Annotated in this window: 21 protein-coding genes; 16 read left to right on the top strand and 5 right to left on the bottom strand. The window is 43.8% G+C overall.

Annotated elements, in window-relative coordinates:
• The first annotated feature begins 241 nt into the window (after positions 1–241).
• Positions 242–2,704: an acyl-CoA dehydrogenase FadE gene (gene fadE, locus KUL49_RS03385; protein WP_014976690.1), complete on the top strand. Its 2,463-nt coding sequence runs from the start codon at positions 242–244 to the stop codon at positions 2,702–2,704.
• Positions 2,688–3,401, top strand: a complete 714-nt coding sequence (locus tag KUL49_RS03380; RefSeq protein WP_131136318.1) for a CAP domain-containing protein — start codon at positions 2,688–2,690, stop codon at positions 3,399–3,401. The genes fadE and KUL49_RS03380 overlap by 17 nt, the downstream gene beginning before the upstream one ends.
• Before the next feature lie 35 nt (positions 3,402–3,436).
• On the opposite strand, the gene KUL49_RS03375 is transcribed toward KUL49_RS03380, so the two are convergent.
• Positions 3,437–4,072 carry a response regulator transcription factor gene (locus KUL49_RS03375; RefSeq protein ID WP_131136317.1) on the bottom strand — a complete coding sequence of 212 codons (636 nt, stop codon included), beginning with the start codon at positions 4,070–4,072 and terminating at the stop codon, positions 3,437–3,439.
• Positions 4,073–4,245: 173 nt separating this feature from the next.
• Between KUL49_RS03375 and cmoA the strand changes: the two genes are divergently transcribed.
• From cmoA to KUL49_RS03330, 9 genes are all read left to right on the top strand, one after another.
• Entirely contained in the window at positions 4,246–4,977 is a 732-nt protein-coding gene (cmoA, locus tag KUL49_RS03370) for a carboxy-S-adenosyl-L-methionine synthase CmoA (RefSeq protein ID WP_039227627.1), read from the top strand.
• Between the two features lie 53 nt (positions 4,978–5,030).
• Positions 5,031–6,029 carry a tRNA 5-methoxyuridine(34)/uridine 5-oxyacetic acid(34) synthase CmoB gene (gene cmoB, locus KUL49_RS03365; RefSeq protein ID WP_039234580.1) on the top strand — a complete coding sequence of 333 codons (999 nt, stop codon included), beginning with the start codon at positions 5,031–5,033 and terminating at the stop codon, positions 6,027–6,029.
• Positions 6,030–6,123: 94 nt separating this feature from the next.
• Complete coding sequence (locus tag KUL49_RS03360) at positions 6,124–6,996, top strand: kinase (RefSeq protein ID WP_014976694.1); 873 nt, start codon at positions 6,124–6,126, stop codon at positions 6,994–6,996.
• Positions 6,993–7,802: a mannosyl-3-phosphoglycerate phosphatase gene (locus tag KUL49_RS03355; protein WP_014949681.1), complete on the top strand. Its 810-nt coding sequence runs from the start codon at positions 6,993–6,995 to the stop codon at positions 7,800–7,802. The genes KUL49_RS03360 and KUL49_RS03355 overlap by 4 nt, the downstream gene beginning before the upstream one ends.
• Positions 7,803–7,814: 12 nt before the next feature.
• The gene (locus KUL49_RS03350; RefSeq protein ID WP_014949682.1) at positions 7,815–9,038 is read left to right on the top strand and encodes a glycosyl transferase; all 1,224 of its coding nucleotides are present in this window, start codon (positions 7,815–7,817) and stop codon (positions 9,036–9,038) included.
• Between the two features lie 5 nt (positions 9,039–9,043).
• Entirely contained in the window at positions 9,044–10,798 is a 1,755-nt protein-coding gene (locus KUL49_RS03345; RefSeq protein ID WP_131136316.1) for a sugar phosphorylase, read from the top strand.
• Between the two features lie 57 nt (positions 10,799–10,855).
• Positions 10,856–11,569, top strand: coding sequence for a phosphoglycolate phosphatase (locus KUL49_RS03340; RefSeq protein WP_131136315.1), 714 nt, complete (start codon positions 10,856–10,858; stop codon positions 11,567–11,569).
• A 138-nt stretch (positions 11,570–11,707) separates the two neighbouring features.
• Positions 11,708–12,922, top strand: a complete 1,215-nt coding sequence (gene glp / locus KUL49_RS03335) for a gephyrin-like molybdotransferase Glp (protein ID WP_131136314.1) — start codon at positions 11,708–11,710, stop codon at positions 12,920–12,922.
• Between the two features lie 100 nt (positions 12,923–13,022).
• Positions 13,023–14,396 carry an MATE family efflux transporter gene (locus KUL49_RS03330; protein ID WP_131136313.1) on the top strand — a complete coding sequence of 458 codons (1,374 nt, stop codon included), beginning with the start codon at positions 13,023–13,025 and terminating at the stop codon, positions 14,394–14,396.
• Between the two features lie 22 nt (positions 14,397–14,418).
• On the opposite strand, the gene KUL49_RS03325 is transcribed toward KUL49_RS03330, so the two are convergent.
• From KUL49_RS03325 to KUL49_RS03315, 3 genes are read right to left on the bottom strand one after another with little or no spacing between them, the layout of a single operon-like run.
• Positions 14,419–15,138, bottom strand: a complete 720-nt coding sequence (locus tag KUL49_RS03325) for an NTP transferase domain-containing protein (RefSeq protein WP_131136312.1) — start codon at positions 15,136–15,138, stop codon at positions 14,419–14,421.
• A 48-nt stretch (positions 15,139–15,186) separates the two neighbouring features.
• The gene (locus KUL49_RS03320; RefSeq protein ID WP_131136311.1) at positions 15,187–16,368 is read right to left on the bottom strand and encodes a VWA domain-containing protein; all 1,182 of its coding nucleotides are present in this window, start codon (positions 16,366–16,368) and stop codon (positions 15,187–15,189) included.
• A complete protein-coding gene (locus tag KUL49_RS03315; protein ID WP_039220753.1) occupies positions 16,368–17,204 on the bottom strand; it encodes a MoxR family ATPase in 837 nt (278 codons plus the stop codon). The genes KUL49_RS03320 and KUL49_RS03315 overlap by 1 nt, the downstream gene beginning before the upstream one ends.
• Positions 17,205–17,475: 271 nt before the next feature.
• On the opposite strand from KUL49_RS03315, the gene cysK reads away from it, so the two are divergent.
• The 5 genes from cysK (at position 17,476) to KUL49_RS03285 (ending at position 20,922) form a co-directional block, all read left to right on the top strand.
• Positions 17,476–18,441 carry a cysteine synthase A gene (gene cysK / locus KUL49_RS03310; RefSeq protein WP_014949690.1) on the top strand — a complete coding sequence of 322 codons (966 nt, stop codon included), beginning with the start codon at positions 17,476–17,478 and terminating at the stop codon, positions 18,439–18,441.
• Between the two features lie 244 nt (positions 18,442–18,685).
• Positions 18,686–19,144 (top strand): hypothetical protein, encoded by a 459-nt coding sequence (locus KUL49_RS03300; RefSeq protein ID WP_014949692.1) that lies wholly within the window; start codon positions 18,686–18,688, stop codon positions 19,142–19,144.
• A gap of 231 nt (positions 19,145–19,375) precedes the next feature.
• Complete coding sequence (locus KUL49_RS03295) at positions 19,376–19,813, top strand: hypothetical protein (protein WP_131136310.1); 438 nt, start codon at positions 19,376–19,378, stop codon at positions 19,811–19,813.
• 115 nt (positions 19,814–19,928) lie between these two features.
• Positions 19,929–20,384, top strand: a complete 456-nt coding sequence (locus KUL49_RS03290; protein ID WP_131136309.1) for a hypothetical protein — start codon at positions 19,929–19,931, stop codon at positions 20,382–20,384.
• A gap of 124 nt (positions 20,385–20,508) precedes the next feature.
• The gene (locus KUL49_RS03285) at positions 20,509–20,922 is read left to right on the top strand and encodes a hypothetical protein (protein WP_131136308.1); all 414 of its coding nucleotides are present in this window, start codon (positions 20,509–20,511) and stop codon (positions 20,920–20,922) included.
• Positions 20,923–21,790: 868 nt separating this feature from the next.
• Here the strand turns inward: KUL49_RS03285 and KUL49_RS20905 are convergent.
• On the bottom strand, positions 21,791–22,026 hold a 236-nt coding region (locus KUL49_RS20905), incomplete at its 5' end, for a hypothetical protein (RefSeq protein ID WP_207308449.1).

The following is a 22,026-nucleotide window of genomic DNA, read 5'->3' as shown; positions in this document are numbered from 1 at the left end:
ATTCACATTCTAAATCAGTATTTATAAGCAACGACTATACTTATAGAGCGGATAACGCACTACCCTATTATTTATGTCGTTGTTAATAGAATATTCATGTAAAAATCTTGATCTTTGCCCTATTAAATAATAGGTTTACAGCATGCTGGTCTGACCTCGATCTGTGACTGCTTTTCATAAAGCAACTCACTATGCTCCAGATAAGACTAGCGTAACGTTTAACGCCTTTCAGGAGTGAAGTATGGCAGATTTTATATGGTTTTTACTGGTCGTTCTGACACTAGCGGTAGCTAGTTATCAGCGAACCAGCTTGGTAACAGCGGTTGCCATGGGCGCAGGTGTTATGATTTTAGGCACCCTTTTCGGTGACATCGGCCTGCTTGGTTGGGTAGTGTTCCTTGCTTTAACACTGCCGTTCACGCTTGCAAATATCAGACAGCAGCACATCTCTAAGAAGCTGCTAGCCTTCTACCGCAAAGTTATGCCTGAAATGTCGAGCACTGAGCAAGAAGCTATCGACGCAGGTACGGTATGGTGGGACGGTGATATTTTCAGCGGCAAGCCAGACTGGGATAAATTACACCGCATTCCGAAAGGTCGACTCACTGCTGAAGAGCAAGCATTCTTAGACGGTCCTTGTGACAAAGTGTGCTCAATGGTCGATGAATGGCAAATAAACCATAAAGATGCTGATCTTTCACCTGAAATTTGGCAGTTCCTTAAGGAACACAAATTCTTCGCTATGATCATCAAGAAAGAGTATGGCGGTTTAGAGTTTTCGGCATATGCCCAGTCTCGCGTTCTTCAAAAACTTGCAGGCGTAAGCGCGGTGCTATCAAGCACAGTCGGTGTACCAAACTCATTGGGCCCGGGCGAATTACTTCAGCACTATGGTACAAAAGAGCAACAAGATCATTATCTTCCCCGTCTTGCTGCCGGTGAAGAAATCCCTTGTTTTGCATTAACCGGCCCAGAAGCTGGCTCTGATGCAGGTGCGATCCCTGATGTTGGCGTTGTATGTAAAGGCGAGTGGAATGGCGAAGAAGTGTTGGGTATGCGCCTAACGTTTAACAAACGCTACATCACCCTTGCGCCTGTTGCTACGGTTATTGGTCTTGCCTTTAAACTTCAAGATCCTGAAGGTCTTCTAGGTGATAACAAAGAGCCGGGCATAACATGTGCCCTTATTCCTCGCGACACTAAAGGTTTAGAGATTGGTCGCCGTCACTTCCCACTCAATACGCCATTCCAAAATGGCCCTATTAAGGGTGAAGATATTTTCGTTCCAATCGATTACATCATTGGTGGTCCGAAAATGGCAGGTCGCGGCTGGCGCATGCTGGTTGAATGTTTGTCGGTAGGTCGCTGTATTACCCTTCCTTCATCTGCTGCTGGTGGTGCTAAATCAGTATCTCTTGCAACGGGTGCATATGCACGTATTCGTCGCCAGTTCCGTATGCCTGTAGGTCATATGGAAGGTGTTGAAGAAATGCTTGCGCGCATTGGTGGTAATGCATATTTGATGGATGGCGTAACACGCTTCTCAACGGTGGGTGTAGACCTTGGTGAGAAACCTTCTGTTATCTCGGCTATCTGTAAGTACCACTTGACCGAGAAGATGCGTCAAATCATTAATGATTCGATGGATGTTCACGGCGGTAAAGGCGTTATGCTTGGGCCAAACAATTACCTTGGTCGCGGCTATCAAGGTGTACCAGTATCAATTACGGTTGAAGGCGCAAACATTCTAACCCGTAACATGATGATCTTTGGTCAAGGTGCAATGCGTTGTCACCCTTACGTGCTTAAGGAAATAGAAGCTGCGTCTATCGAAGACAAGAAAGAAGCGTTGAAAGCGTTTGATAAAGCGGTATTCGGTCATATTGGCTTTGCGGTAGCTAATACTGTTCGCAGTATTTGGTTCTCGTTAACCAATGGCGCATTCAGCAGCGCACCGTTCACTGACGAAACGGCGCGTTACTACAAGCTACTTCAAGGCTACAGTGCAAACTTAGCACTACTAACCGATGTCTCTATGGGTGTGCTTGGTGGTGATCTTAAGCGTCGCGAGCGTTTATCAGCGCGTTTAGGTGACATCCTAAGTGGCCTTTACATGGGTAGTACAACGCTTAAACGCTTCGACGAAGAAGGTCGTCTAAAAGAAGATTTACCGCTTTTACATTGGGCAATGCAAACTACATTGCACGATATCGAGACAGCAATTGATGACTTCTTGGCTAACTTCCCTAACCGCGCAATCGCTGCAGCGCTTCGCGTTATGGTGATTCCGTTTGGCCGACGTATTGGTAAGCCTTCAGACAAGACAGAACATGCTATTGCACAAATGCTTCAAACGCCTTCAACTGCACGTAGCCGTTTAGGTTATGGTCAGTACCTCACCCGTGAGGAAGGAAGCTTGTTTGGCGATCTTGAGCAAACTCTTGATGATGTACTAGCAAGTGAGCCTATCTTCGAACGTATTTGTAAGCACAAAAAAGCTAAACTACCGTTTACCCGTTTAGATGTGCTTGCTGACGAAGCGCTAGCAGAAGGAATTATTAACGAAGAAGAAGCGAATCTACTTCGTAAGACTGAAGCTGGAAGACTTCGCACTATCAACGTCGATGATTTCGACCACGAAGAATTAGTAGCGAAGGTTAATTCCAACACCACTGCTAAGAAACGAGGTGGCAAAGCTGCTTAATTTCATACCCAAACAAAAGGGCCGCTCTCGCGGCCTTTTTCGTCAACGATTCATTCTATTAACATCACTCACCTACGTATTTTCTAGCCTTTGCTTGGCCGATCAAACAACCTGCGGAAATACCGAACAGGCGAGAGAACTCTCTTTATTAATTGCTAACGACAAAGGTCAACAACGTTCGGTACTAAAATGTAATCCTACGCTTGTTATGCTGGCTGAAACAAAAGCGAAAGACATGGCTGAGAGAGGCTTGGTGTCTCACTTTTTGGGCGGCAGTCCGAACACTCGCATTCGCAATGCTGGTTTAACGTTACCAGAATATTATGGCGATGCGATGAGCAATCAAGTGGAGGCCCTTGCTGGTGGTTATATAACAGCTGATGACGTGTGGTACGCACTTAAAACATCGACTTCACACCGTCAACACTTGTTAGCAGAGTTACCTTTTTATCAAGAACAAGATCAAATAGGTATTGCCTTTTACAAAGATTACTCAACGCCTCACGTTGAATACTGGGCTATATACTTGACCAAACTGATTGACACAGAAACGTCTAACAATGACTTAAAGGATGACACAACAACTACGCTTCTAATAAAGCGTCAAAAGAAGTTTGAACATGTACCTGACAAAGGCTTAGGAATAGTTACTAAAAGTGGCGAGGTTACGCTAAAAACAAAAAAACCGGATAAATAATCCGGTTTTTTATTAGCGCTAGATAAATACTTAGTTTAGCTAAGTTGAAGTTTATCCATCAACAATACGGCTTGCGTACGCGTGTTGATCTCTAGCTTGCGAAGAATGGCGCTAATGTGTGCTTTAATGGTTGCTTCCGTAACGTTCATCTCGTGAGCGATTTGCTTGTTCATTAAGCCTGCGCGTAAGTAAGAAAGCACTTGAATCTGTTTAGGTGTAAGTTCACGGAAACGCTGAAGTAGAACTTTAAGCTCATCGTCAACTTTCTCTAGTTCTTCTTCCATACCTTCTGGAAGCCACTTTTTGCCACCAATAATGTCTACAATAGCCTGAGCAATTTCTCGTGTTTGCGACACTTTGGGGATGAAGCCCTGAGCACCTAGGCTCATTACTTGAGCGACAACCTCAACAGTATCGCTGCCCGAAACAACACCAATAGGGATATTCGGGTATTGTTCACGCAGGGTGATAAGGCCGTTAAAATATTCACCGCCAGGCATATTAAGGTCAAGAAGGATCAGCTCAACACCGTCGAATTCGTTTAGCTTCGCCATCACATCATCCAAGCTTCCTGCTTGAATTATCTGTGCGTTTTCAAAGTAAGGTTCCAACGCGCCGCTCAAAGCTTCGCGAAACAATGGGTGATCGTCTGCTACTAGAATTCTTGTCATTAGCGTTACTGCTTCCTTATTGTATTATGAGTATAGATTAATACTTTAGATCATTAACGAAAAGCCCTAAACCAGAAAAATCACGCAAAATATAACAAATTTGGTGTTTTCCATTGGCATTTACGTATCAAACGGTAAAATTGCGCCCCAAATTAGTTAATTGAAGACCCACTGTGAAGAAACACGACAATATATACGCAAAGGCACTCAATAAAGTAGATGACTTTAAATTTGACGAGTCTGTCGTTGATGTGTTTCCCGATATGATTCAGCGCTCAGTGCCTGGATACGAAACCATTGTTCACACCATAGGCGAATTGGCTAAAATTGCCGTTACGCCCAATACCGTCGTTTATGATCTTGGCTGTAGCTTAGGTGCTGCAAGTTTATCTGTGGCAAGAGCTGTACCTAACGATACATGTGAAATTATTGGTGTGGATGCTTCAGAAGCAATGGTAGAACGCTGCAAACGCGTCGTACAGACCTTCACACTGCCAAACCCAATTGTTATTCAGCATGGGTTTGCACAAAGTGTAGAAATTAAGAATGCCTCTTTGGTTGTGATGAATTTCACTTTGCAATTTATCCCACCCGCTGACCGCGAAGCGTTATTAAAGCGCATTTACGACGGGCTTAACCCCGGCGGTATGTTGGTGCTATCAGAAAAAATACGCCACCCTACCCTTACTGGCAATGAACTGCTGGTAGATTTACATCATCAATTTAAGCGCGACAACGGTTATAGTGAACTAGAAGTGAGCCAAAAGCGCGCCGCGTTAGAAAAAGTTATGCTAACCGATACATTTAACGAGCATGATACTCGCTTGAGAAAAGTCGGGTTTACCGATGTTGTGATGTGGTACAAATGTTATAACTTCACGTCTATGGTTGCCATTAAAGGCTAAACAAATCTCGCTACGTCCGTCTTTCCGCAACGCCAACACATATTAAGAACAGTATGAGCAAATTAGAACAAACTTGGTTTACCGATTGCTACAAATCGTTAATAGACAGCCCGCTATCACATTGGCTTCAAACGCTACCGGCACAAATGGACACCTGGCAGCGAACTGCTAAACACGGTGAGTTTGATAAATGGTGCCGTTTACTTTCGAAGCTGCCGACTACGTCGCCGAGTTGTGTTGATTTAGCCTCAAGCGTTTCCATTGGCACCGAAAATGACGTAGATGAATATGTCCAAAAACAAATTGAAGGATTGTTAAAGCAGTTTATGCCCTGGAGAAAAGGGCCATTTAATCTTCATGGAATTCATATTGATACAGAGTGGCGTTCGGACTGGAAATGGGACCGCGTAGCACCTCATATTAGTTCGCTGAAAGACCGAAACGTTTTAGACGTAGGTTGTGGTAGTGGTTATCACATGTGGCGCATGCTGGGTGAAGGTGCCAATAACGTAATAGGTATAGATCCTACCCAGCTGTTTCTTATTCAGTTTCACGCCATTAAACAATTTATTAGTAAAAGTAGTGCGCCTTCCGACAATATCCATTTTCTACCGATGGGCATTGAAGACATGCAGCCACTGAGAGCTTTCGACACTGTGTTTTCTATGGGTGTACTTTACCACCGTAAAGACCCAATGGCGTTTCTGCAGCAACTTAAAGACCAGCTAAGAAAAGGTGGCGAACTGGTTCTTGAAACCCTTGTCGTGGACGGTGATGAAAACACAGTATTGATGGCGGGTGAACGCTATGCACAAATGCGAAATGTCTGGTTCTTACCGAGCACTGCAGCCCTATCTGTTTGGTTAGGCCGCTTAGGCTTTGAAAATATTCGCGTTGTAGATATCAACCACACAACCCTAGATGAGCAGCGCGCAACGCCTTGGATGGAAACGCAATCTTTGAAAGATTTTCTCGATCCGGAAGATATTACTCGCACTATCGAAGGTTACCCTGCACCACAAAGGGCCGTTATTGTCGCTAACAAGAAGTAAGTCGTAAGACCACGCCTCTGTTACCCTATTGGCACAAATGTTGTTATCTTAATCAAGAAGAACGTGCGAATTCTGCATTGATTAAGGTGACAACATGGATATACATGGCTTTCTAACGACGCATCAATTGCCAAGTACCTATGCAGAAACTGCACAAAAATGGTTCACCCCATTATGTGAGCAACTGCTTAAGCACCAAGACGGTGCAACACAACCATTTATCGTGGGCATAAATGGCAGTCAGGGTTCAGGTAAATCAACTCTGACCAGTTTTATCGAGTCCTTCCTTACCTCGGTCCACAACAAAAAAGTGGTATCACTCTCAATTGACGATTTTTACTACGACCAATCGCAGCGAAATGCGCTAGCAATAAAAGTTCACCCGCTTCTAGCAACTCGTGGTGTACCGGGTACTCATGACATTCCTCTAGCGTTAAATACGTTTCGCAGTTTAGAAAAAGGCACGCGTACATCGCTGCCCCGCTTTAACAAAGCTACAGATAACCCGTTCCCCAAAGAACAGTGGCCTGTAATCGAATCTTCACCCGATTTCATCATACTTGAAGGATGGTGTGTGGGCGCTATTGCGCAAACATCTAGCGAACTTAAACGGCCAGTAAACCACCTTGAAGAAGTAGAGGACCCATTGGGCATTTGGCGCTCTTTTGTAAACACTGAACTAGCAGGCGATTATCAGACGTTGTTCGACAAAATAGACTACCGCATTATGCTAAAAGCACCGAGTTTCGACTGTGTGTATCAATGGCGGTTAGAACAAGAACATAAACTCGCTCAAAAAGCGTTAAAAGATAGCGATGGAGTGATGTCTGATGAAGAAGTGGCAAACTTTGTGCAACACTACCAACGCATCACTGAACACGCATTAAGTCACTTGCCTGAAAAGTGCGACACCGTGTTTTATCTAGATGAAACAAGAACGATAACTAAACAGGACGTAAAACGATGACGAAAACGCTTGTTTTCACCGATATGGACGGCACGCTGTTAGACCACCATACCTACTCTTTCGAGGCGGCGAAACCGGCTTTAACGGCATTAGAAAAAAAGGACATTCCCGTTATTCCCACTACCAGCAAAACCTTTGCTGAATTACAACCGCTGCGCGAGAGTATTGGTTTAGACGGGCCTTTTATTATTGAAAATGGCGCCGCTATTTTCATCCCTCATGGCTTTTTCAAACAAAAACCCAGCGGTACAGTTTGGATAGATGGCTACTGGTGTAAGGCGTTTATCTCAAACAAAAATTACTGGATTAAGCTACTTGAAAAAATAGGTAGCGAATTTGACGGCAAGTATAAACAATTCTCAAAAATGTCGATTCAAGAAATTCAGGAATGTACTGGGCTTGACGAAAGGTCAGCGTCACTTGCTGCCAAACGCCAGTTTGGCGAGCCGGTTTTGTGGCTTGGCACTGACGAAGAAAAACAACGCTTTTTAAAGGTAGTAAAAGATCGCGGTGCTTTCCCTCTGGAAGGCGGCCGCTTCATTCATATTTCAGGTAATTGCGATAAAGGCCAGGCTCTCAAGTGGCTGGCCAATGAATATCAAAAGCAACATACCACCAAAGTTAACACTATTGCCCTTGGCGATGGTAAGAACGACGTTGCAATGCTTGAAGCGGCGCACGTCCCCATTCGCATTTTATCCCCGGTAAATCCTCCACCAGCAGTAAAAAAAGAAGAGGTCTATACCAGCACCCTAACCGGCCCTGAAGGCTGGAACGAAATGCTTACTCAATTGCTATCCCTATGATCAGGAGGACACATGGCTGATTTTTATCAAAATGGTGTGGTTACTACGTTACATAACTTAGCTCGTCGTCCTACCGAAGAGCTTGAAGCAGAGCTTCTACAGTTTTCACAGAAGCGCCCTATGGCACTTATTTTACCGTCGCTTTTTTCTGAATTAGAAGGCGACGCACTTCCACATATCGTCAACGAATTAACAGACGTGCCCTACTTATCAGAAATTGTCATCGGTCTAGACCGAGCCAATGAAGAGCAGTACAAACACGCACTAAAATTCTTCGGCAAACTTCCTCAGCATCACAGAGTGCTATGGAACGACGGTCCTCGTCTTAAAGCACTTGATGAAGAGCTTCAGGCTCAAGGCTTGGCGCCAAAGGAGTTAGGTAAAGGCCGAAACGTTTGGTACTGCATGGGCTACGTACTAGCATCGAATCGTGCTGAGTCTGTTGCACTACACGATTGCGATATTGTTACCTATAACAAAGATTTGCTCGCAAAGCTTATCTACCCTGTAGCCAACCCAATGTTTAACTACGAGTTTTGTAAGGGTTACTATGCGCGTGTGGCTAACGGCAAAATTAATGGCCGTGTTTCTCGACTTCTCGTTACGCCATTACTTCGTGCATTAAAACGCATTATGGGAGACAACGAATACTTGGAGTTTATGGACAGCTTTCGCTATCCATTAGCGGGAGAGTTTTCGTTTAGACGCGACGTACTAAACGATATTCGCATTCCAAGTGACTGGGGCTTAGAAATTGGTGTGCTGTCTGAAATGCACCGCAACTATTCGCACAACCGCCTGTGTCAGGCAGATATATGTGATATTTACGACCATAAACATCAGGATTTATCGCTTAATAACGACCAAGGTGGTTTGTCTAAAATGTCTATCGACATTACCAAAGCCATTTTCAGAAAACTTGCCACGCAAGGCTATACGTTTAGCAACGAAATGTTCCGCTCAATTAAAGCCACCTATTTCCGTATTGCGCTAGACTTTATAGAAACCTACCACAATGACGCGGTAATGAATGGCTTGAACTTAGACATTCACAGCGAAGAGAAAGCAGTAGAAATGTTTGCCAGCAACATCATGAAAGCGGGACAAAACTTTTTAGAAAACCCTATGGAAACACCGTTTATACCAAGCTGGAACCGCGTGACCAGCGCGGTACCCGATATTTTAGAACGACTATTAGAAGCGGTTGAAGCCGATACTGCAGAATATATGGAGTAAGTAATATGGCATGGGACCATCTCCATGACAAAGTAAAACACCATTTAGAAAGCATTTATGCCGATGTATCGCTGGACGTCTCGTATGAGACGCTAGCGACTGAGTTAATGAACACTATAGGCATTCAGCAGCAAACGGATATTGCTTCACCTCAGTCTCATCACAATTATTGGGATGAAGATGACATTATCATGATTACCTACGGTGATAGTGTCATTGACGAAGGGGAGCGCCCGCTGGTTACGTTAAATAAGTTTTTGCACCGCTACTGCAAGAACACCGTTAATAACGTTCACATCCTGCCCTTCTTTCCGTACAGCTCAGACGATGGGTTTTCGGTTATCGACTACTCTACGGTGAATGAAGCACTGGGGTCATGGGACGATATTGAAGTCATTGCTGAGGATTATGGCTTGATGACCGACCTAGTTATCAATCACTGCTCTGCAAGAAGCGTGTGGTTTGATAACTTTGTGAAGGGTGAAGGACCGGGATCTGACTTTTTCTTCACAGCAGATCCATCCGATGACCTCTCCATGGTAACTCGACCTCGTGTGTCGCCCTTGCTGCGAGAAACGGAAACCGCCAACGGTACAAAGCATGTATGGTGCACGTTTAGTCACGACCAAGTTGACTTTGACTTTAGAAACCCCAAAGTATTGCTAGCGTTTATTGATATTATAAAATTGTATATTGATAAAGGCGCTAAGCTATTTCGCTTAGACGCTGTAGCTTTCCTTTGGAAAATTGTTGGCACTAACTGCATCAACTTGTTCCAAACCCATGAAGTCATACGTTTGATCCGAACGCTGATTGAACATGTCGATCCATCAATCATAATCATTACCGAAACCAATATTCCCAACAGGGAAAACCTAACGTATTTTGGTAATGCTAACGAAGCCCATGCTATCTACAACTTTTCGCTTCCGCCGTTACTTGTAAATACATTAGTAACGGGTGATTGTACGTATTTAAAAAGCTGGATGATGAGTATGCCACCGGCGCAAAACGGCACAGCCTACTTTAACTTTATCGCCTCGCACGATGGTATTGGTTTACGCCCAGCTGAAGGCCTACTGTCAGATGAAGAAATTTCAGAGCTTGTGCATACAATGCAGCACTTTGGCGGCAAAGTGTCGTGGCGCGCTTCTGATCACGGTCAACAAAAGCCCTACGAGATAAACATCACCCTGTTCGACGCGCTGCAAGGAACCACCAAGGGCCCTGACAAGTATCAGGTGGATCGATTTATTTGTGCTCACGCCATTATGTTAGGTATGGAAGGTATCCCAGGAATTTACATTCACAGTTTACTCGGCACATCTAACGATTACGAAAAAGTCGCTAATACAGGACAAAATCGTTCAATCAACAGAAAACGTTGGGACTTTAACGAGTTAGAGGCTCTGTTAGACTCGCCCTTTTCACAGCACCATAAAGTACTCACTCGAATCTCGCAGCTTATACGCATACGTAAAGCGCAGCCCGCATTTCACCCCAATGCAACGCAGTTTACATTGCAGCTTGGTAATCAATTATTTGGCTACTGGCGACAAAGTCTCGATAGAAAGCAAAGTATTTTCTGTATTAGTAATATTTCAGACGAAGAACAAACAATTTTGCTGTCTGACATAAATCTTATTGGCACAGATAATTGGATTGATCTCATCACCCGTGACGAGATAGCCCTTTCTAGTGGTTTCTTACAAATGAAGCCTTATCAAGTGCTTTGGATCAGCAACCAAGATTTTGAATAAATCTTTGAGCTTATAACGCCAGTCGACCAATAAATCTGCCGCGGTAAGGATACTGCGGTGTTATGCTTGTCACACGAGTTAGCAAATCAAAAGTTTGTAATGCAAGAAATTAATACCCTTTTTTTCGATTTAGACGGAACCTTGGTGGACTCTGTTCCTGATTTGGCAACAGCGTTAAACCAAACATTAAACGACTACCAATTACCAACGTTTAACGAGCAGACAATTAGACACTGGGTTGGAAATGGTGCCCGTGTTCTGGTGGAACGCGGATTGAGCGGTAACGCAGAGATCAGACACCATTACACATCAAACGAGATTGATGCCGCTTTAGAAAAATTTCTTTTCTATTACCGAACGCTAGATACTAAGAGTACAGTGCTGTACGACGGCGTGTTCTCAACACTTCACGCGCTAAAAGAACAAGGGTTCACGCTAGCATTAATCACTAATAAACCTTCGGAATTTATTGAGCCTATTCTTTCATCGTTCTCAATATTTTCGTTGTTTTCGCTTACCATTGGCGGTGATAGTTTACCGGAAAAAAAGCCTTCTTCCCTTCCCCTTCTGCACGCCTGTGAAAAGCTTGGTGTTTCGCCCTCACAGTGTGTAATGGTTGGAGATTCTAAAAATGACATTGTTGCCGCAAAAGCCGCGAACATTAAAAGTATAGGGCTTACCTACGGGTATAACTATGGTGAGAACATCGCAAAATATAAACCTAACTGGGTTTTCGACGACTTTGAAGAGATATTAACGTTCGCTTCTTAATTCATCTGACATAGCCGTTGATGAAACTTCAATTGCGTCGTTTACGCATACTTTCTTTTATTTCACGCTTTAACCTTTGGTATAAGGCCGCTTTTTCTGTAATATCCGCGTGTTAAATTATTTCATGGAGTTGTTGGTATGTCATCTAAATGGCTTTCACTAGAAGAAGCCCTCACTAAAGCATTAGACGCTGCAAAAGCGATAAACGACGTTGAGCAAGTGAGCATTTTTGACGCCAACAACCGCATCTTGGCCCAAGATGTAACTGCCCACGTTGATGTCCCGCCATGGGATAATTCAGCAATGGATGGCTATGCCGTAAATGCGGAAGATCTCAAACACAGTGATAAACTCGAAGTACAGGGTGTAATTACAGCTGGCATGAGTGCTGATGAGCCGCTTGAAAAAGGCAAAGCATTTAAAATAATGACGGGGGCCCCGGTGCCTGCCAATGCTAACGCCGTTGTAATGGTAGAGAATACCGAAAGTCATGATGGCGCGGTTTTGATCAATAAAATTCCATCGGCGCAAGAGAATATACGTAAAAAGGCCAATGATATCGCCAGTGGCGATACACTAATAAGCAAGGGCACGCGCCTTCACGCCGAACACCTTATGCTGCTTTCTTCCCAAGGAAACAGTAAGGTGGCAGTATTCAGAAAACTTCGCGTTGGTGTAGTCGCGACTGGTTCTGAACTTGCTGCACCTGGCGAACCCTGTAAATCGACACAAATTTTCGAGTCTAATCGCGTTGGTGTAAGCAGCATTTTAAGCAATGAAAACGTAGAGCTTGTTGATTTCGGCATTGTAGAAGACGACGAAGCTTCTTTGCGTAAACTCTTCATTGAGGCGAGCGAGCGTGTAGATGTAATGGTAAGTAGCGGTGGTGTATCTGTGGGCGATGCCGACTATGTAAAAGATATCATCGCTGAATTGGGCACTATCGACTTTTGGAAAGTCGCAGTTAAACCGGGTAAACCCTTTGCACTGGGCAAAATAAACAACACGTTGTTTTGCGGTTTGCCGGGAAACCCTGTGTCTTCGTTTGTTACCGCAAAATTATTGGTTGTGCCTGTTATCAAAAAAATGCAAGGACAAGTAAAACCGCACGAGCCGTTCTTTGTTAACGCTAGCATTACGACACTTCTTAAGCGACGTGCAGGCCGCCGAGACTTTCAGCGTGCAACCATGGTAAGAAATAACCAAGGTGAATGGGAAGTCACACCATTTAAGTCACAAAGCTCTGGCGTTATGACTTCAATCACTTCTGCTAACTGCCTAATGGTAGTACATGAAGATATAAGTGAGTTAAAAGTTGGCGATACGGTTCCGGTTATACCGCTACATTTTTAACAAGTTCGTTGTTGAAACGCTACTTCGTTAAGGCTTTTAAGCTCGTTTTTATTTTCTGCATTTTTATCGCCCTAGGCGACCCATATAGAGACACATTACCGTGAATAAAAAACGCTTTCTTTTAGAAGGAAGAGACATTTTAAAACTAGCATGGCCATTGTTGGTTGCGCAGATTACTCAAATGCTAATGGGCGTTAGCGATACTATTATGGCTGGGCGTTACAGTGCAACCGACATGGCTGCGGTAGCACTTGGATTTAGCATCACTGTGCCACTGCTTTGCTTTATACAGGGTATAGCGCTGGCACTTCCCCCAATCATTTCACGGCTGCAGGGAAACAAAAATTTAAGTGGTATTGCCGACGCAAGTCAGCAAGCTGGTTATCTGGTTTTCTTTGTGGGATTAGCGGTAGCAGGCTTAATTCCATTTACTGAAAGCATAGTCGCGCTGTTCCCAATGGCGCCCGAGCTATTTAGCATTACCGTAGACTACGTACTTTATGTGCTGTTCGCTATGCCTGGATTTGCACTTTACCAATGGCTTAGAAACTATTGTGAAGGCTTGGGTAAAACCAAACCCACTATGATTATTACGGTTATCGGGCTGATGGCGAACATTGTAGGAAACTACCTGTTTATCTATGGTGTAGGCCCATTACCAGCTATGGGCGGTGCGGGTTGTGGTATTGCAACGGCCATTGTGATTTACACTATGCTTGTAGCAACCGTTATCTATGTTCGTTTTGCCCCTGCCCTGCAAAAGTACAATTTGTTCGGACAGTTGTATAAACCTAACATGGTAACCATAAATCGGACCTTCAAAATGGGCTTACCCATTGCTATGACTATCCTATTTGAAGTGACGCTGTTTTCACTGGTTGCATTGTTATTAGCCCCTTTTGGTGCCACAACGGTAGCAGCCCACCAAGTCGCACTGAATTTCTCGGCCCTGATGTTCATGTTTCCTATGAGCATTGGTATGGCAGCAGCAATTCGCATTGGCTATCGCATAGGGCAAAATAACCCACGACAAGCAAAAATTGCAGCTCGAACCGCTATTCTGATCGGGTTTTTCACCGCTGCGTGTACGGCTAGCTTCACCCTGCTAGCAAAGGGATTCATCATTGGCCTGTACACCAGCGACGAAGCCGTATATACCTTGGCAAATGCGCTATTGATTTATGCGGCGTTATTCCAATTGTCTGATGCGGTTCAGGTGATTTCAGCTAATGCATTACGCGGCTATAAAGACACAACAGCGATGTTTATTATTACCTTTGTGTCCTACTGGTTAATAGGTCTACCTACAGGCGTTATTTTAGGTAGAACAAACTGGATAACGGCAGAACCAATGGCCGCAGCAGGGTTTTGGATTGGCTTCATTGTAGGATTGAGTGCTGCAGCTGTTATGCTAGGTGCACGCCTTCTTTACATCCAAAGGCCCAGTGCTGTGCATCGTATCGCGAGTGCATAACCGTTCAATTGAACCAAAGCAGTTACCCCCTGCTTTTTAGTTTGTCCCAGTCTTGTGGCGTGTCTATATCAAATTGTGCGTTAGGTATAGACACAGCCGTTACCCTACCTAATTTCGCATACTTCCTAATAACCGGCTTAGCCCCCATGTCGCCACTTAGCGCTAGCAGTTCACTAAATACCGCTTCAGGAAAGATAGCAGGCACCGTTAATCGACTATTGTTCTCTCCCTGCATTTGCCATTCACTGCATACTATGTGATTAGGGTTCGCATAAGAAGTGTTGATAAGGCGAGCGAAGTCTTGTGCATTAAGACTCGGCAAATCGGCCAACGTGAATAGCACATGAGTAGGGTTTGTACACAAGCCCTTTGCTGTCGGGGATACTGATTTCGACAGTGATGAAAGGCTTAAAAGATGGGTGAGTCCAGTGCGAATACTTGATGCAAGGCCTTCATCCCAATTAGCGTTGTGAACGATACTGATGGGTAGTTCAAAAACCTTACATTGAGAGTGTTTTAGCTGCGTATTTACGGAATCATGCCATTTACCCGTAACAACAGTAATGGGTAATTCACTGGTTAACGCTAAGTCATTGCGCGCACTAACTACCTCCCCCACACTGTGTTGTATAAGAGAAAGCGCAGAAATTGGGTGTTCCGATAAAAGCTTATTACCCTTGTAGCGAGCGCTCTTTCCGCCCGCCAACACCACCAGAGCTACGGCATAATTTTCCGACTTCAATTCAACATCCGTTATATCAAAGAAATAAAACGTGACACGTCAAAGGGCTTAGCGGCTTCTGCTAAGCCCTTTAATAGCAGCCGTTAACCCTTCAAGCGTAAGCCCATACATTCTGTCTTCCATAATTTCACGAATAATTTTGATAGACGAATAATACGGCCAGTAATTCTCAGCTTGCGGATTAAGCCACACTGCGTTGTTAAAGTGGTTCAATAAACGCTGCATCCACACACTGCCCGGTTCTTCATTCCAATGCTCTACACTGCCACCTGGATACGTTATTTCATACGGCCCCATGGTAGCGTCACCTACGAAAATAACCTTGTAGTCTTTTCCGTAGCGATGAATGATATCCCAAATAGGAATGCGTTCTTTATTGCGACGAAGGTTATCTTTCCACACCTCCTCATACACGCAGTTGTGGAAATAAAAGTACTCTAAGTATTTAAACTCGCTTTGCACCGCAGAAAAAAGCTCTTGAGTACTTTTTACGTGTGGGTCCATAGAGCCTCCCACATCAAAAAACATCAACACTTTTACCGCATTGTGACGCTCTGGTGCCATGTGGATATCGAGTAAGCCGCCTTTTTTAGCTGTCTCACCTATGGTCGTTGGCACATCTAGCTGCTCACTGGCGCCGGTGCGAGCAAACTTGCGTAGCTTCCTAAGAGCCACTTTTATGTTACGCGTACCCAGTTCTACATCAGAGCTTAGGTTTTTAAACTCGCGTTTATCCCACACTTTTACTGCCGAAAACTTTCTATTGCCCTTTTGCCCTATTCGCACACCTTCGGGATTATCGCCATAAGCGCCAAACGGGGAAGTTCCGCCGGTTCCCACCCATTTATTTCCGCCTTGGTGACGCTTTTCTTGTTCTTCTAAGCGCTTTTTCAACGTATCCATCAGTTCTTCAAGGCCACCGGCTTTACGCAGCGCCTCACGCTCTTCAGGGCTTAAATTTCTCTCAATTTCCTTACGCAGCCATTCTTCAGGGATATCTTTACCGAATAGATCGACAGATTCGACACCTTCAAAATATTCAGCAAACGCCCTGTCGAACTTATCGTACTGCGTTTCGTCCTTCACCATTATGGTACGCGACAAACTGTAGAACGCTTCGATATCGGCATACACCACGTGCTTTTCAAGCGCACTAAGCAAATCCAGCAACTCGCGAAGCGTGGTTTTAACCTGATATTTTCGCAGTGTATAAAAAAACTGAATAAGCATTAGCGACGCGCCATAAAGACCAGTTTTTCAAACAAATGTATGTCTTGTTCGTTTTTAAGTAGTGCCCCGTAAAGTGGTGGAATAGCAGCTTTTCCGTCTTTTGAGTGAAGCGCTTCTGGTGGAATATCTTCAGCAACTAAAAGCTTCAACCAGTCGATAAGTTCAGAGGTAGAAGGTTTTTTCTTAAGCCCTGGTACATCGCGAATTTCAAAGAAGGCCTTTAACGCTTCATCAAGCAGCTTTTTCTTTAAATCTGGGAAATGTACGTTAACGATTTCTTGCATTTCCTCTGGATTCGGGAACTGAATGTAGTGGAAGAAACAACGGCGCAAGAAAGCATCTGGCAGCTCTTTTTCGTTGTTCGATGTAATAATAACAATAGGACGCTGCTTCGCGACTACACGTTCCTGCGTTTCATAAACGAAGAACTCCATCTTATCGAGCTCTAGCAGCAAGTCGTTGGGAAACTCAATGTCAGCTTTATCAATTTCATCAATTAATAGTACCGGGCGCTTTTCTGCGCTAAAGGCTTCCCATAATTTACCTTTTACGATGTAGTTGCTGATATCGTGAACGCGATCATCACCAAGTTGAGAGTCACGAAGACGTGACACTGCGTCGTATTCGTACAAACCTTGCTGTGCTTTAGTGGTTGATTTAATGTGCCACTGAATTAGTTCGGTGCCTAAACTCTCGGCCAATTCTTCAGCAAGCATGGTTTTACCTGTGCCCGGCTCGCCTTTAATTAAAAGCGGACGCTCTAGCGTAATAGCTGCGTTAACCGCCAGCTGTAAGTCTTTGGTTGCGATATAATTAGACGTGCCACTAAAAGCCATTATTGTTGTACTCCGTATAATTTTTCGTCTTTGCAATTTTAACTATAATATCAAGGCCTTCTCATGATTGCCCATAGATATAACATATAGCTAAAAAGCACTTTGCATTTTACTGATTGGGACCAATGATATAGGGGTATGACGAAATCCCCTAATTCAGGCTGTGAATTATTAACTATCACACGCGTTGAATTATTAACTATTAAAAAGGTCGTACAGATCACGACAGACGGGGTTTCCTATAAAATAAGGAACGAGGTAAGGATTTATAATGAACGTATTTGACGACAACTCCCTATCTATTGGCCGCACGCCACTAGTTAAGCTAAATCGCGTAACATCAGGTAATGTATACGCCAAAATTGAATCGCGTAACCCAAGCTTCAGCGTTAAGTGCCGCATTGGCGCAAACATGATCTGGGATGCTGAAAAGCGCGGTGTCCTTACCGAAGGTAAAGAAATTGTAGAGCCTACCAGTGGTAACACTGGTATCGCTTTGGCGTTTGTTGCAGCGTCTCGCGGTTATAAGCTAACGCTGACCATGCCTAGCAGCATGAGTCTTGAGCGTCGCAAACTTCTAAAAGCATTGGGCGCAAACCTTGTCCTTACTGAAGCGCCTAAGGGCATGAAAGGTGCCGTTGCCGCTGCACAAGAAATTGTGGCATCAGATCCAGACAAATACGTATTGCTTCAACAGTTCGACAACCCGGCTAACCCGGCTATTCACGAAAAAACCACTGGCCCTGAAATTTGGGAAGATACAGACGGTAAAGTAGATGCATTCGTAGCTGGTGTAGGTACGGGCGGTACTATCACGGGTGTAAGTCGCTACCTTAAAAATACGAAAGGTAAAGCGATCACTTCAATTGCTGTTGAGCCAACAGACTCTCCAGTAATTACCCAAGCGCTTGCGGGCGAAGAATTAACCCCTGGCCCACACAAAATTCAAGGTATTGGCGCAGGTTTCATTCCAGGTAACCTAGACCTAGACCTAATTGATGAAGTTGAGCAAGTTACCAACGAAGAATGTATGGACATGGCGCGCAAGCTAATGACCGACGAAGGTATTCTTGCAGGTATTTCTTCTGGTGCAGCCGTTGTTGCCGCTAAGCGTTTTGCTGAACGTCCAGAAAACAAAGACAAAGTGGTTGTAGTACTTCTAGCAAGCGGCACAGAACGTTACCTAAGTAGCCCTCTGTTTGCTGGTGCGTTCGACGAACAAGAAGAAGTTCAATAACCACCAAAATGTTTCAATTATTTAAAAACGAGGCCTAGTGCCTCGTTTTTTATGCCTACTCTCTTCTGTTTCCCCTGAAGTTTCATGAACACAAACACCTGAGTTTTACGCTCTATTACTTTGCTTTTGTGCACAATATTGTGAATAATCAAAGCATAGATTAGCGAAGCGGCGAGCACATTGACTTCGTTGAGATATCAAACTATCAATAAGAAACGGACCTCTTTACATTAAGGTAATCCAAATGAAAACGCGTATGTGGTACGCCCTTTTCGGGCTTTTTACAGTGTTGATTTTATCCGCTTGCGGTAAAAAGGAAGAAGGCATCGGGCGATACGGCATGCTTGATGAAAGTACCCCTGAGTACACCACCGTAGCGTTTCTCAAAAGTGTTTATGAAGATGACAACCTTGATACAGCAATTCGCCTATCAAGCGAAAAACTGTCTCGTATATTAACGAGATACCACACTAACAGTAACGTTCAGCGCCACCTCTTAAACCTTAAATATGACACCGTCACCATCACGCCTCAAAGTGCAGGCCGAGTTGGCCGCAACGAATTCGCAGAAAAATCGACAATCACCGTATTTTTAAGTGGAACATACAACGACGATAAAATTGAAGACTTGCGTAGCCTAGACTTGATTAAAGAAGACGGTGAATGGAAGGTTAATAAAATTCATCCAGATGCCTATTTATAACGTGTAGATAAACGCTGTTTTTATGGCCAGCAACGTAGCTTTTTACAAATGAAGAAAATAAAAAGGATGCTTTCCGGCTTTTATGCTTAAAAGCGTTTATTTTTTGTTTAATGGGTTGTTTTAGGGTAATAATATCAAAACGCTTATAAGTGATATACGGATAGTTTCCACCTTGCATAAAGGATTTTTTCTGTACATTAAATTGTTATACGCTACTGGAATTCTTAATTAATGAGCACTAAACAAGGAATAGTTCTGTTATTAATAGCTGCATCAATAGCTGTATTAACCGCTTTCGCTCACCTTTCCTGTATCTTTTTGGGGCCTCACTGCTTTGAGTCTCAAATGGCTCCAGTCAGCGTAATTGAATCGGCTAAAGCAGGAACACTTTTGGCACCGCTGGGTACGATCGTGGTTTCGGCAATATTTATCGTTTTTGGCTGTTACGCTCTGTCGGGCGCTACACTCATTCGTAGGCTTCCGTTACTCAGCTTTGGCATATATGCAATTGCTGCTGCGTGTATTATACGTGGCATTTTGCCAATTCAACTTTGGATGAGGGACCCAAACAAGGTAACTGACACGGTTTTGATTGTGGGTGTTGTATGGCTACTTGTTGGGCTATGCTATCTCTTTGGGTACAAGGCAGTTAATGGCAAACGCGTATAACAACCCAATCAACACACTCACTTCGTTCGCTGGGACGCATACACGCGGGGCGGCTGCGCCATTATGCCCCACATGTCTGCGCCCGTTATTGGAAAGTTAGAAGCCAAGGAGAATCATGGCTCGTCGTTCAGAGTTCAAAAGAATCGTAAGAAACTTTGCTCACATGCTAAATAACCGCAATAACGATCATCTTGGTTACTGGGCTACAGGACAACTATGCTTGCTCGCACAGAAACAGAACATCTCTTCTATATCAATCAATCTGTTAGAAATAGAGCATAACAGCGTAATAAACCACCTCGAACCTTTTGCTAAAAGCATTCGGAAATCACTCATTAATATGCTGAACTCTCATAAAATCCCCTTATCATGGCTTACGTCAGCTACTGTTACTTTTAGCTTTAATGAACAATATCAAAAGCAGTATCACTATTGGCGTTCGGCGCTGGGCTCACCCTATCTGGTAACGTTGGAAATCACGTCAGACTTAGGCAAGGTGTATAAACAAACATTTGGTGGTAACGTAAATCCACACGATCCTCTTAAGGAACAACGGCGTGCAGGCTTCTAACAAAAAAATTAAGTCACTCACTTCGTTCGCTGGGACGCATACACGCGGGGCGGCTTCGCCATTATGCCCCACATGTCTGCGCCCCTTATTTAAAAGTTATACGCTATGAGCATCAAGGATAGAAATGCAGCTCAAAAAGCCTAAGTACCTTCTCATTACTCAAAAATTAGGACTTAAGTTACCACTAATTTGGTGTGCCTCAGCGCTTTTAATCGGCGTGGTTACTCAAGAAATAGCAGCTGCAATCTTCATTTCATTCTCATCTTTTTTCTTAACTTGGATTATTTGTAAACTTTCAGGATTTTTCTTCAGCTTCCAAGAACACAGCGGCATTCTAAATAACCATATTTACGATAACGTTTTAAAAGCAATTTGGTTTATAGCCCTGTTTTGCCTCGTAGTGAATTTCTTTAAATCTCTACTCTTAAAAACAGGAAGTGAAGCATTCTTGGGCTGTATATTTTCAATCGTTTATTTTGCCTTTATGCTTTCTGCATCAAACCGCTGGGGTATGCACTTCGTTGAAAAACGCGTATAACAAAAAAATTAAGTCACTCACTTCGTTCGCTGGGACGCATACACGCAGGGCGGCTTCGCCATTATGCCCTACGCGTTATCGCCCCTTATTTAAAAGTTAGACACTTGCCATGGATATCACATTAACAGATCCCGCTATACCCCTCTTTCATTTTGAGGTCATCAGAAATGTCTCCATTGCAGCGGCATTTTTAAGTGTTGTTGTGGGCCTAATTTATAAGGTTAAATACGATACAGCTTTGAGCTTATATAGAATCATTTTGTTTTCTCCTGTGGTACCAATATTGTGTACATACTATGGTTACAAACAATATCTTGACGTTTTTTACGCCCTAGATAACAAAGGGAGTGGGACTATCGAATTACACTATGTATACCCTGCAAAAAAGCACATAGTATTGAATAATCCAAAATCAACTTTCGACCCGGATGGCAGAAGCCAAAGCTGTAGGCTAGTTTTCAGAAAAAATGGAAAAAAATATAGTAGTGCTAGGGCTAATGACGTATCTATATGCAAACAAATTTCGAGATCGCTTTAAGTACGTGTCTAACAAACAACTGTTGCCACTCACTGCGTTCGCTGGGACAAAAATACGTAGGCTCCCGTCGCTTCGCTCCTTATTTTAGCCTACGTACTTTTGCCCCAAAGTTGGGTGTTATAAGGCGTCAGCCTAAACTGCGTTTGGCTTTATAAAAATCCCCGTACAACTACCCTCACCTGTTTTTATAAGCATCGCTCTGGCTTGTGGTAGGTTTAAATCCGCCGCTTTCAATTCAAAGGTTGCGCATTAGGCGCTTTATCGCCAAGTTATTATTCAACGTCAACAAGCGCCAATGCGTTCGACAGTTCAAATGGCGGCTAGCTTCTGTCAAATCAAAAACATCAATGCACAGTCGTTTTTCTTGTCTGCGTTAACAATCAATCGTATGCTGGCTTCATTAGTTTTTAAAAAGACCAAAGGAACTGGCTTCTGCTCTAACAAAGCGCTAAAGACCACTCCCTTCGGTCGCTCGGACGCATTTACGCGGGGCGGCTTCGCCATTGTGCCCCACGTAACTGCGCCACTTAGCTTAATGTTATAAGGCGTCAGCCTAATCTGCGTTC

The sequence above is a fragment of the Alteromonas sp. KUL17 genome, from assembly GCF_006538305.1.
GTDB lineage: Bacteria > Pseudomonadota > Gammaproteobacteria > Enterobacterales > Alteromonadaceae > Alteromonas > Alteromonas macleodii.
This window is presented reverse-complemented; position numbering and strand designations above follow the sequence as displayed.